Genomic DNA, 12,133 nt, shown 5'->3' on the forward strand with positions numbered 1-12,133 from the left:
CGCTACCGCCGGCGGTCTCCCCCGACAGGCGAGGACGAGGTCCATGACCCTCCAGCACTTCGAGACCGGATCCGGGACACCGCTGCAACCACTCCGGCGCGCACCGATGCAGCGCCGCAGCGTCGAGCGCGTCCAGCGGATGCTCGACGCCGCCCAGCAACTCGTCGCGGAGGTCGGTTACGACGCGCTGACGACGACGCTGATCGCCGAGCGCGCAGATGTCTCGATCGGCTCGCTCTACCAGTTCTTCCCGGACAAGCAGGCGGTCGTGCGTGCTGTCGCCCTGCGGAACCTGGAGCGCTTCACCGAGCGCCTCACGGATCTCGCGGGGTCGAAGGAGCACACGACCTGGTGGGACCTCACCAACGCCGTGCTCGACGCCTACGTCGCGATGCACCATGACATCCCGGGCTTCCAGACGATCCGTTTCGGTGACGTGGCGGATCTCCACCTGCTCGACCCGGTGCGCGACAACGACAGCGTCGTCGCCGAGCGCTTCGTGAAGCTGATCCGGCCGACGGTCGACGTGGCGGAGGACGTCGATCTCGAGCTGGACATGGTCATCGCCGTCAAGATCGCCGACGTCCTGACCCGCTACGCGTTCGAGCGTGACCCGAACGGCGACCGGGCGGTGCTGAGCGAGGCCAAGCGTCTGGTCCGTGCTCACCTCGCGCGGCGCTTCGGAGAGCCGACCGTGGCCGACACCCCCTCCGAAACTGAGGCATCGTCAGATTCGCCGGAGTCGAACGCGTCAGAGTCGCCGGTCGCGTAACGCCGGGAAGTCGGCCCGCACCTGCTCGACGCGGGCCGGATCGATCTCGACGTCGATGACCGTGGCCTCGGTGCCGGCCTCGGCCACGACCTCGCCCCACGGGTCCACGACCACGCTGTGGCCGGCCTGCCGGACGCCGTCGTGCTCGCCGCACGCGTCGGCCGCGACGACGTAGGCCAGGTTCTCCACCGCCCGCGCCCGGGTGAGCAGGCGCCAGTGGTCGAGGCGACGCTCGGGCCAGGACGACGCGATCACGAACATCTGCGCGCCGGCCTCGGTCAACCTGCGGAACAGCTCCGGGAACCGGAGGTCGTAACAGGTGGCGACGCCCATCGTGAGCTCTCCACCCGTCACCGTCAGGAACTCGTCCCCGGCGGTCATCACCGCCGCCTCGCCCTCGGCGAACCCGAAGCGATGGATCTTGCGGTAGATCGCGCGCAGGTCCCCCTGCGGGCCCAGCAGCACGGACGTGTTGAACAGGTCGTCCCCGGCGCGCTCGACGACCGAACCGCCGTGGAGCATCACGCCGGCGTCCTTGGCGGCCTGGGCGAGCGCCGCCACGATCGGGCCGTCGAGCGGCTCCGCCGTCCGCTCCCACTCCCGGTACGCCCACGCGCCCTGCGGCCAGAGCTCCGGCAGCACGACCAGGTCCGCCCCGGCGCAGCCCCGGATCGTCTCGCACGCCTGCGCGACCCGCTCCGCGAGCGGCTGCGCGAGGTTGACCTCGAGCTGGACCAGGCAGACCCTCATCCCCCCATCCTGCCCGCTCTCAGAAGAGCAGGGCGGCGATGGGGTTCTCGAGAACGTTCGCGACGTCGACGAGGAACTTCGACCCGGCCGCGCCGTCGACGATCCGGTGGTCGAAGGACAGCGCCAGCGTGGTGACCTGACGCGGCATCACGACGCCCTCGACGACCCACGGCTGCGGCTTGATCGCACCGAAGGCGAGGATCGCGGACTCGCCGGGGTTGATAATCGGCGTTCCGGTGTCGACGCCGAACACCCCGACGTTGGTGATGGTGAACGTCCCGCCCGTCATGTCCGACGGGGCGGTGCGCCCGGCGCGCGCGGTCTCGGTGAGCTGGTTCAGAGCGGTGGCGAGCTCGGGCCACGACATCGCGTCCGCGTCCTTTATGTTGGGCACGATCAGCCCGCGCGGTGTGGCCGCGGCGACGCCGAGGTTCACGTACCGCTTGAGGACGATCTCCTGCGCCTGCTCGTCCCACGTCGCGTTGACCTCGGGCGTGTTGCGCACCGCGAGGCACACGGCCTTGGCGAGGACGAGCAGCGGCGAGACCTTGATGCCGGCCATGCCGGGATGCTTCTTGAGCTGCTCGACGAAGTCCATCGTGCGCGTCGCGTCGACGGTGACGAACTCGGTGACGTGCGGCGCGGTGAACGCGCTCGTCACCATCGCCTGCGCCGTCATCTTCCGGACGCCCTTGATCGGGATCCGCTCCTCGCGCGCGGTCGACGGGCGCGACTCGCCGGCGAGGGAGACCGCCGACGGGCCGGCCGCCGCGGCGACGTCGGTGCGGGTGATGGTTCCGCCCGGCCCGGTCGGCGTGACCGTGCGCAGGTCGACGCCGAGGTCGCGGGCCATCTTGCGGACCGGGGGCTTGGCCAGGACGGTGACCTTGCCGGTCTCGCCCTGCTCCTCGACCGCGATGGTGCGGGCGGGGACGGCCGGGCCGGCGTGGGGGGCCTCACGGGCCTCGACCAGGCGACCGACCTCGAGGCCGCCGTGCCGCACCGGCTTGACGCCCTCGCTGCCGAGCGGACCGCCGGGCACCTCGGGATCGCCCGCGGGCGGCGGCTGGTGGGCGCCATCGTGCACCGCCCGGCGCGGGCGACGCTTCGCCGTGGTGGTGCGCGGTCCGTAACCGACGAGGACGGCGGTGCGCCCGCCCGGGGCCTCGCCGCCGATCAGACCGGCCGCGACCGCGGGCTCCTCGGCGGCGCCGCCCATCGCCTCGGCGACCGCGGCCTGCGCGGGCACGGCGGGCGCCTCGGACGGGGCGGCCGGCGCGGACCCCGGCTCGGTCTCGATGGTGATGATCGGAGCGCCCACGTCGACCATGTCGCCGACGTTCACGAGCAGTTCGACGACCTCACCCTCGTACGGGCTCGGGAGCTCCACCGCAGCTTTGGCGGTCTCGATCTCGACCAGCGTCTGATTGGTCGTCACCTGGTCCCCGACCTGGACGAACCACTGCAGGATCTCGCCCTCGGTGAGGCCTTCACCGACGTCGGGCAGCTTGAACTGACGACGAGCCACCTGCGAGCCTTCCCTTCGACGAATCAGTACGCGAGCGAGCGGTCCACGGCGTCGAGCACACGGTCCAGGTCCGGCAGATACTCCTCCTCGATCCGCGACGGCGGGTAGGGGGTGTCGAATCCGCCCACGCGCAACACCGGCGCCTCGAGGTGGTGGAAGCAGGCCTCGGTGACCGCGGCCGCGATCTCCGCGCCAATTCCGAGCGTCACGGGCGCCTCGTGGACGACGACGAGCCGACTGGTGCGACGCACCGACGCGACGATCGTGTCCATGTCGAGCGGCGAGAGCGAACGCAGGTCGAGCACCTCGATGCTGGTGCCGTCCTCGGCCGCGGCGGACGCGGCGTCCATGCAGACCTTCACCATGGGGCCGTAGGCCGCGACCGTGATGTCCGCGCCCTCGCGGACCACGCGCGCCTGGTCGAGCCCCTCGGGCGGCGGCCCGGCGGAGACGTCGAGCGCGGACTTCTCCCAGTAGCGCCGCTTCGGCTCGAAGAAGATGACCGGGTCGTCGGAGGCGATCGCCTGCTGGATCATCCAGTACGCGTCGACCGGGTTCGAGCACGCGACGACGCGCAGGCCGGCGGTGTGGGCGAAATACGCCTCGGGCGACTCGGAGTGGTGCTCGACCGCCCCGATGCCGCCGCCGAACGGGATGCGCACGACGACCGGCAGCTTGGAGTGGCCCTTGGACCGCGCGTGCATCTTCGCGAGCTGGCAGACGATCTGGTCGAACGCCGGGAACACGAAGCCGTCGAACTGGATCTCGCACACGGGGCGGTAGCCGCGCAGCGCCATCCCGATCGCGGTGCCGAGGATCCCCGACTCCGCGAGCGGGGTGTCGATGACGCGGTCCTCGCCGAAGTCCTTCTGCAAACCGTCGGTGACGCGGAAGACGCCGCCGAGCTTGCCGATGTCCTCGCCCATGAGGACGACCTTCGAGTCGCGCTCCATCGCGGCGCGCAGGCCCATCGTGATCGCCTTGGCGAGGGTGGTCGTCTGCCCGCCGGCCGCGGCCGGGGTCGCCTGCTGAGCACTCGTCACTGGTCCTCCTCCACACCCTCGAACGACGCCAGGTAGGCGGCGAACGCGTCGCGCTGGCGAGCCAACGGCGGATGCGGTTCGGCGTAGACGTGGTCGAACATCGAGAGCGCGTCCGGGTCCGGCATGTCGATGCAGCCGGAGCGGATGTGCTTGGCGAGCTCGTCCGACTCCTGCTCGAGCGCCTCGAACCACGCCTGGTCGACCTTCCCGGTGCGGATCAGGAAGGAGCGCAGCCGCTCGATCGGATCCTTGAGCTTCCACGACTCGACCTCGGCCGCGATGCGGTACCGCGTCGGGTCGTCGGAGGTGGTGTGCGCGCCCATGCGGTAGGTGTAGGCCTCGATGAACGTCGGGCCGCTGCCCTCACGCGCGCGCGCCAACGCCGCCTGCGTGACCGCGTAGGTCGCGAGGACGTCGTTGCCGTCCACGCGGACGCCGGGGAAGCCGAAGCCCCGGGCGCGCTGGTAGAGCGGGATGCGCGACTGCCGCTCGAGGGGCTCGGAGATCGCCCACTGGTTGTTCTGGCAGAAGAACACGACCGGGGCGTTGGTCACCGCCGCCCAGATGAAGGCCTCGTTGACGTCGCCCTGGCTGGTCGCGCCGTCACCGAAGTACGCGACCGCGGCGGCGTTGGACGCCGGGTCGGCGTCACCCGTCATTCCGTCGCGCTGGATGCCCATCGCGTAGCCGACCGCGTGCAGGGTCTGCGCGCCGATGACGATCGTGTACAGGTGGAAGTGGTGCTCCTCGGGGTCCCAGCCGCCCATGTCGACGCCGCGGAACAGGCCGAGCAGCTTGAGCGGGTCGACGCCGCGGCACCACGCGACACCGTGCTCGCGGTAGGTCGGGAAGACGTGGTCGTTCGGACCCATCGCGCGGCCCGACCCGATCTGCGCGGCCTCCTGTCCGAGCAGGGAGGCCCAGATCCCGAGCTCGCCCTGGCGTTGCAGCGCGGTCGCCTCGGCGTCGATGCGGCGCACCAGGGCGAGGTCGCGGTACAGCCCCCGCAGCTCCTCGTCACGAAAGTCGACCCGGTACTCCGGATGCTCGACCAGCTCACCCTCGGGCGTGAGCAGTTGCACGAGTTCGACGGCGTCGTCAGGGGTCACGGCCACTCCCGTCAGGAAGACCTCACCGAAGATCCACGGTATCGACTCGCACCGGTTCCTGCGGTGACATTGGGCCGCCCACACACCCCGAACGCGAACTCCCCCGCCGGCCGAGGCCGACGGGGGAGGTCGTGTTGTCCGTTGTGTTCAGTTATGCACGTCCGTCAGGGACGTGCGGTGCAGCGAACTCTCAGTCGCGGAAGCGACGGCGAAGAGCCGCGCCACCGAGCATGAGCACCGCACCGAGGCCGGCCGCCGCGCCCATACCGTCCGCGCTGCCACCGGTCGCCGGGAGCTCTTCCTCGACCTCGACGCCACCGGCGCTCGGCGGGGTGACGTTGACCTCGACCTCGCCGACGTCGCCACCGTTGCCGATGCCGATGCCGCCGCCGGAGCCACCGTCGTACGGGCTGCCCGGGATGCCGTCGCCGCCGTTGCCGACGCTGACCAGGCCGTCCGCCGGGCCACCGCGGCCGCCGTCGTCGTCGCCGGGGCCGGTGCCGCCGTCGCCGCCGTTGACGATCGAGGTGATGCCACCGTCGCCACCGTCGCCGCCCTTGCCACCGGTGCCGTTACCGCCGGGACCACCGTTGTAGAGGCCGACCAGGACGACGTCGCCGCCGTTCTGCCCGGAATCGTCGCCGGCGCCACCGTCGCCACCGTTACCGCCGCCGACGACCGCCACGGAACCACCGTCGCCACCGGAGTGGCCGGCGCCGGCGGAGCCGTCGCCACCCTCACCTGCGCGGACGATGTTGCTGTCGCCACCGTCGCCGTCGAGGCCGCCACCGTTACCGCCGTTGGCGATCTCGATCAGGGTCGGGAGGGAGTGGTCGGCCGGGCCGCCGGTGTTGCCGGAGTTGCCGCCGTTGCCGACGTCGATCGCGCCGGGGCTGCGGCCGGTGTCCGGACCGGTGTTCGCACCCGCGCCGTCACCGGCGTTGGCGACCGAGATCAGCGGGATGTCGCCCTTGTCCGGGCCCGCGCCGTCGGCGTCCGCCGCGTTGAAGGCCTCGATGAGCTGGCCCTCGTTGTAGGTGCCCGCGTCGTCGTCGTCCGGCTCGTCCGAGCCGACGTTGCCGCCCGCCCCGCCGTTGCCGATGTGGACGCCGGGGGCGTCGTTCGCACCGGCCGGGGTGCCGGCGCCGGGGCCACCGTTCGCGACGTCGACCAGCGGCTCGCTGCCGTTGCCGATCTCGATCAGGTGGTTCTTGCCGTTGTCGGCACCGTTGAACAGGGAGATCAGCGCGCCGTCGCCGCCCGGCAGGACGCCGTCGTCGTCGCCGTCACCGTCGCCGCCACCGCTGGTGTCGTCGTCGCTGTTCGGGTTGTTGTCGTTCTCCTCGTGCTTGCCGCTGCCGCCGTTGGCCGCACCGACCACCGCGGCGGAACCGCCGTCACCGTTGCCCGAGGAGTTGCCGCCGTTGCCCAGGGCGAGGAGGCCACCGTCGGCCGGGGTGCCCGACGTCTTCGGGTCGTCCGAGTCGCCGGAGTGGTCGTCGTTCTCGCCGACGCCACCGGTCGCGGCCTCGACGAGCGAGCCGTCGCCACCGGAGCCGGAGCCGTCCGAGAGGGCGTCGCCACCGTTGGCGATGTTGATCAGGCCGCCGCGGTCCGCGTCGCTGCCGTCCCCGGCACCGTCGCTGGAGGCCGCGCCGTCGCCGCCGTTGCCGAGGTTCGCGATCGCGCCCGTGCCGTCGCTGCCGTTGCCGCCACCGGCGTTGCCGCCGAGGCCCGCGTCGACGAGCGTGCCCGCACCGCCGTTGCCCGTGCCGCCGTTGGAGGAGCGACCGCCGTTGCCGGCGTTGAGCAGGGCGCCGGTGGCGCCGTTGACGCCGTTGGCCGGGTTGGCGTTGCTCGCGCCGTCCGAGGACGGGTCCGCGCCGCCGCCGCCGTTGCCGACGCCCGCGACCGTGCCGTCGCCACCGTGGTTGTGCCCGCGGTCCGAGGACCCGGCCTTCGAGACCTCGGCGACGCCACCGTCACCGGCGTTGCCGCTCTCGGAACCCCGGTCGCCACCACCGGTGCCGGCCTCGACGCCGGTGCCGTTGCCACCGTTGCCGGACGAGGAGCCCTTGTCGTCGCCACCGTTGCCGGCGCCGACCAGGGTGCCGTTGCCACCGTTGCCGGTCGCGGTGCCCTTGGCGTCGCCACCGTTGCCCACGTTGCCGAGAGCACCGTCGCCACCGCTACCGCCCTGGGGGCCGTCGTCGCTCGACGGCGGGTCCTCGACCGGGGCCATCTGGCCGGTCGGACGCAGCTCGTCGCCCGGGTTCTTCGAGGAGGTGCGCAGGCTCGCGTCGCTCCACGTACGCCCGCCCGGGTTGTTGAGCAGGTTGAGGATGCCGCCGTCGCCGCCGGAGCCGTCGCTCTTGGGCTCCTTCGGCTCCAGGTTGAGGATGTTGCTCAGGCCGCCGTCGCCGCCGGAGCCCTCGCCCTTGCCGGCACCCGGGCCGAGCTGAGCGATCGTCAGGATGTTGCCCTCGCCGCCGACCGGGTCGTCCTCGGCCGGAGCGGAGGTCTGGACGCTGCCGAGGTCGAGAGCCTCGCCGAGCTCGTCCAGCAGGGTGTCGACGGTCTCGCCGAGCTCCGCACCGAGGTCCGCGCTGAGCACGTCGTCGAGCAGGAGGCCGACACCGTCGACAACCTCGTCGACCACGTCGCCGACCGCGTCGAGCAGCTCCTCGACGACGTCCTGGCTGCCACCCGTGAGGACGGTGACCAGCGTGCCGTCGCCGCCGGAGTTCCTCGGCTGGCTCTGCTCGATGTCGAGGATCGAGATCAGGTTGCCGTCGCCGCCGGAGGTCGGGATCGACGCCTCCGCCGGAGGCTTGCGGATCAGGCCGTTGAGGGCCGAGATGAGGCCACCGTCGCCACCGACGCCGGGGCCGATCTGGCCGCCGTCGCCACCGTTGCCGATGTTCAGCAGCGCGCCGTCACCGCCGGGGCCGACGTCGCCCTGGCTCGGGTCGGCGTTGCCCTTCTCGCCGTTGGCGATGGAGATGAGGCCGTCCTCGAGGAGGCCGGTGCCCAGCAGGCCACCGTCACTGTCGACGCGCGGCTCAGCGAGCGTGCGGGCGACGTCGCCACCTGACGGACCGTCAGGGGCGTCCTTGTCGAGCAGGGTGATGAGCTTGCCGTCCTTGGGGTCGAACGTGACCACGTTGAGGACGGACACGACACCGCCGTTGCCGCCGTTCGCGTCGTCCTTCGCACCGCCGTCGGCGCCCTCGCCGATCTCGAGGATGACGCCGTCGCCGCCCTTGTTCGGGAGGAGGCCGCCGTCGCCACCGTTGCCGATGGAGATCAGGGCGCCGTCGTCGCCGGCGGTCGCGAAACGCGGGGCGACCGAGTCGCCGCCGCCGTCGCCACCGTTGCCGATGGCGATCACGCTGCCCTCGCCGTCGGTGCCGTCCTCGCCGATCTGCAGCGGGCTGTCGTTGGTGCCGTCACCGAGGACGATCAGACCGAGCACGTCGACGCCCGCGGTCGCGACGCTGGGCGTCACGGCGTCGGGAGCCTCGGGGCCCTGGTCGTTACCGCCGACGGCGATCGGGTTCGCGTCGCCGCCGGAGTTCTCGCCCTGGATGTGCCCGCCGTCGACGATGTCGAGCAGACCACCGTCGCCGCCGGAGTTGTCACCGTTCGAGTGGGCCTCGCCGAGGAGGCTGAGGATCGAACCGTCGCCGCCCTCGGCGCCCTCACCCGGCTCCGCCAGGTCGAGGATGTGGCCGAGGCCGAGCAGCTCGTCCTCGTCGTCCTCGTCCAGCTCGCCGAGCAGCGGCGAGAGGTCGAGGTCCAGACCGTCGATCAGGCTCTCCTTCTTCACCGGGGCGAAGGGAACGGAGGCCTGGTCCTGCTGCTCCTGCTCGGCCGGCGCCACCGGGGCGCCACCGTTGAAGGTGATGGCCATGCCAGAGCGCTGCGTCAAGTCCTTGGCGGGCGCCCCGGCGGGGGCGGTGGAGGCTTGCGCGGTCGTGGCCACGCCGGCCGCCTGCAGGACGACGAGACCGACGCCCGCAGCGCACGCCAACGTCAGCCGACGAACTGTCGGCGTCATGCCGGACGACGCCGAGCGATGCCGCCCGGTGGGTCCAACAGAAGAACGAACTCGCATCTCAACCTCATCAAAGTCGCGGCGTCGCCGAACACGGCCGACGTCCTGAAGCCCCGTGTCGTGCCGCCTGTTTCTACCAGTTCGTCACGGGGCACGCCCGTGCCGAAACAGCCAAAACTGGTCCCTGAGAAAACCCTGTGACACAACGTGACATTGCCCGATCACCCGAACGATCCGGAACACTGCGCTCACCTGCGCCGTTTCCGGAAAACCACTCCGTTACGTGATGTGAGACGTGTTCATCGTCACGCCGCGTTGTGGCCAATTAATTTCGCTCCGTGATCAATTCGGCCTAATCCCCGGCGTGTGAGCGCGCGTGTCCCAGGCCTCGACCGCTTCCGGTAACCCATTCGGAGCAACGTCCTCACGCGATCACCGAGGGCGGGTGGCGACCTCCAGGAAGCGGTCGTCGATCTCGGCAGTGGCGACGGTGATCCGGACGCCCTCCGGTTCGAAGGGTCGCACCATCACGCCGGCGGCCTCGCAGGTCGCTGCGAACTCGCTACTGCCCACGCCAATCGGGAGCCAAACGAAATTTCCTTGCGTTTCGGGCATATGCCACCCGGCGTCCCGGAGAACCTGCACCACACGGGCGCGTTCGGCGACCAGGTCGGCCACGCGGGCGCGCAGCTGGTCCTCCGCCTGCAGGGATGCCACCGCCGCCGCCTGGGCCAGTCCGGACACCCCGAACGGGACCGCGCAGGCCCGCGCCGCGGCCGCGACCTGGGGCGGAGCGATGACGTAGCCCACGCGCAGGCCGGCCAGGCCGTACGCCTTGGAGAAGGTGCGCAGGACGGCGACGTTGGGCCGCTCCCGATAGATGTCGACGCCGTCCGGGACCTCGGGATCGGTGACGAACTCCCGGTAGGCCTCGTCGAGGACGACCAGCACGTCGGGGGGGACCGCGTCGAGGAACTCGTTCAGCTCGTCCCGCCGGATCGCCGGACCGGTGGGGTTGTTGGGGCTGCAGAGAAAGATGAGCCGCGTCCGGTCGGTCAGCGCGGCGGCCATCGCCGGCAGGTCGTGCCGCGCGTCGGGCGTCAGGGGAACGCGGACCGACGTGCCGCCGGCGATCTGGACGAGGATCGGGTACGCCTCGAACGACCGCCAGGCGTAGACGACCTCGTCGCCGGGCCCGGTCGTGGCCTGGAGGAGTTGCTGCGCGACGCCCACCGAGCCGGTGCCGGTGGCGAGATCCTCCACCGGGACCCCGAACCGCTTGGCCAGCGCGTGAACCAGCGCGGTCGCGCCGAGGTCGGGATACCGGTTGACCTCGGTCGCGGCGGCGGCGAGTACCTCGAGGACCGCGGGGAGCGGAGGGTACGGATTCTCGTTCGAGGACAGCTTGAAGGCCGCTCCGCCCGGAGGTACGCGGCCGGGCTTGTAGCCGGGGATGCCGTCGATCGCCTGCCGAATCCGGGGGCCCGCCATGGGCGGCAAGTTACCGGTTGGCGACCGGCAGATGCTCCAGGCACAGGGTGCGCTTGGGGACCGAGTAGGTGAGCGCGGCGACGGGGCCGGAGTCACTGCCCCGGCAGGCGTTGGCGGTGGCGCGGCCGTCGACGACCTGCAGGACCCGGAAGGTCGGGGTCAGGACCTCGGGGGCACACGCCACGCGCCGCGGGCTCTCGGGGTCGTCCTGGACACAGTCCCCGACGGCGACGTTGTAGCCGAGGCACAGACCTTCTTCGGACCCGCTGTCGGAACCGCGGGCGGCGTCGGCGAAGAAGTAGTCCCCGGTGGGGCAGCCCGTCGCGGACTTCGCCGTCGCCAGGACCTCGTAGACCGCCGCCGGGTCGTCGCACGGCGCCGACTGCTTGTCCCCGTCGACGCAGGAGCCGACCGGGGCGGCCGGCGCGGTGGACGCCGCGTTCGAGGCCACGTTGGATCCCGGACCGACCGCCACGACAGCCACGGCACCGGCGCCGGCCACCGCGAGCAGACGTCCCGCTGAAACGCGCATGGGGGACCCCTGCCCGAACGCGGGCGTGGCCAAAACCCGGCCTCCGAGGTGTGCGGGGCCTCACGTGACACGATCGAGGGCAGGAATTCCCGCAGTTCACCCGTGAGGAGCCGAGATGAAGGACCTGGCGATCCGGCTCGGCATCAACGCCGCCGCGCTGTGGGTGGCGGCCGCCGTCGTCAGCGGCATCACCCTGAACACGACCGGGCCCGAGGACGACGGCTGGGGCGACAAGCTCCTCGTCCTGCTGCTCGTCGCCGCGATCTTCGGAGTGGTGAACGCGGTGGTGAAGCCGATCGCGACGATCGTCGGCCTGCCCTTCATTCTCGTCACGCTCGGGTTGTTCATCTTCGTCATCAACGCGTTGATGCTGCTGCTGACCAGCGCGATCTCCGACGCGCTCGACGTGCCGTTCCATGTCGACGGCTTCGGCGCCGCGCTGCTCGGCGCCCTCGTGGTCACGCTGGTGAGCTGGCCGCTGAGCCTGGTCAGCAAGGTCGTCGACTGACCTCCTCCGACCGCCGGGCCCGCGGTGTGAGCTGTCCCGCCGATTGACGCGCGGCGTCCGGGGCAGTCCTGCCCCGTGCCGGGCACTCCCCCGGCGCGGGAGAGAAGGGAGCCCAACCATGGGTGCCACCGACAAGCTGGGCAACGCCATCGACGACGCCGCCGGCAAGGCCAAGGAAACTGCCGGCCGGATGGGCGGCGACCGCGACATGGAGGCCGAGGGCCAGGGCGACCAGGCCAAGGCTCAGGTCAAGAAGGCCGGCGAGAACGTGAAGGACGCCGCGAAGAAGCTGATGGGCGACTGACGCGGCTGCTGTGCGCAAAAAGGGTGACACCCCTTACTC

Annotated in this window: 10 protein-coding genes; 3 read left to right on the top strand and 7 right to left on the bottom strand. The window is 71.6% G+C overall.

Annotation, left to right across the window (positions count from 1 at the left end; all coding sequences use genetic code 11):
- Window positions 1-43: 43 nt before the first annotated feature.
- Window positions 44-772: a TetR/AcrR family transcriptional regulator gene (locus SPOPO_RS28430; RefSeq protein ID WP_019874325.1), complete on the top strand. Its 729-nt coding sequence runs from the start codon at window positions 44-46 to the stop codon at window positions 770-772.
- Here the strand turns inward: SPOPO_RS28430 and SPOPO_RS0108300 are convergent.
- From SPOPO_RS0108300 to SPOPO_RS0108330, 7 genes are all read right to left on the bottom strand, one after another.
- Window positions 752-1,522: a carbon-nitrogen family hydrolase gene (locus tag SPOPO_RS0108300; RefSeq protein WP_019874326.1), complete on the bottom strand. Its 771-nt coding sequence runs from the start codon at window positions 1,520-1,522 to the stop codon at window positions 752-754. The genes SPOPO_RS28430 and SPOPO_RS0108300 overlap by 21 nt on opposite strands.
- 19 nt (window positions 1,523-1,541) lie before the next feature.
- Window positions 1,542-3,050 (bottom strand): dihydrolipoamide acetyltransferase family protein, encoded by a 1,509-nt coding sequence (locus SPOPO_RS0108305; protein WP_019874327.1) that lies wholly within the window; start codon window positions 3,048-3,050, stop codon window positions 1,542-1,544.
- Between the two features lie 23 nt (window positions 3,051-3,073).
- Window positions 3,074-4,093: an alpha-ketoacid dehydrogenase subunit beta gene (locus tag SPOPO_RS0108310; protein ID WP_019874328.1), complete on the bottom strand. Its 1,020-nt coding sequence runs from the start codon at window positions 4,091-4,093 to the stop codon at window positions 3,074-3,076.
- Window positions 4,090-5,208 (bottom strand): pyruvate dehydrogenase (acetyl-transferring) E1 component subunit alpha, encoded by a 1,119-nt coding sequence (gene pdhA, locus SPOPO_RS0108315; protein ID WP_019874329.1) that lies wholly within the window; start codon window positions 5,206-5,208, stop codon window positions 4,090-4,092. The genes SPOPO_RS0108310 and pdhA overlap by 4 nt, the downstream gene beginning before the upstream one ends.
- Before the next feature lie 184 nt (window positions 5,209-5,392).
- A complete protein-coding gene (locus SPOPO_RS35845) occupies window positions 5,393-9,262 on the bottom strand; it encodes an LPXTG cell wall anchor domain-containing protein (RefSeq protein WP_156869694.1) in 3,870 nt (1,289 codons plus the stop codon).
- Between the two features lie 429 nt (window positions 9,263-9,691).
- On the bottom strand, window positions 9,692-10,750 hold the full coding sequence (gene hisC / locus SPOPO_RS0108325; protein WP_019874330.1) for a histidinol-phosphate transaminase: 1,059 nt from the start codon (window positions 10,748-10,750) through the stop codon (window positions 9,692-9,694).
- 10 nt (window positions 10,751-10,760) lie between these two features.
- Window positions 10,761-11,282, bottom strand: a complete 522-nt coding sequence (locus SPOPO_RS0108330; protein WP_156869696.1) for an LppU/SCO3897 family protein — start codon at window positions 11,280-11,282, stop codon at window positions 10,761-10,763.
- A 115-nt stretch (window positions 11,283-11,397) separates the two neighbouring features.
- On the opposite strand from SPOPO_RS0108330, the gene SPOPO_RS0108335 reads away from it, so the two are divergent.
- Both SPOPO_RS0108335 and SPOPO_RS0108340 read left to right on the top strand, forming a co-directional pair.
- Window positions 11,398-11,790, top strand: a complete 393-nt coding sequence (locus SPOPO_RS0108335; RefSeq protein ID WP_019874332.1) for a phage holin family protein — start codon at window positions 11,398-11,400, stop codon at window positions 11,788-11,790.
- Between the two features lie 118 nt (window positions 11,791-11,908).
- A complete protein-coding gene (locus tag SPOPO_RS0108340) occupies window positions 11,909-12,094 on the top strand; it encodes a CsbD family protein (RefSeq protein ID WP_019874333.1) in 186 nt (61 codons plus the stop codon).
- Window positions 12,095-12,133 lie beyond the last annotated feature (39 nt).

This window comes from Sporichthya polymorpha DSM 43042, from assembly GCF_000384115.1.
Classification (GTDB): Bacteria; Actinomycetota; Actinomycetes; order Sporichthyales; family Sporichthyaceae; genus Sporichthya; species Sporichthya polymorpha.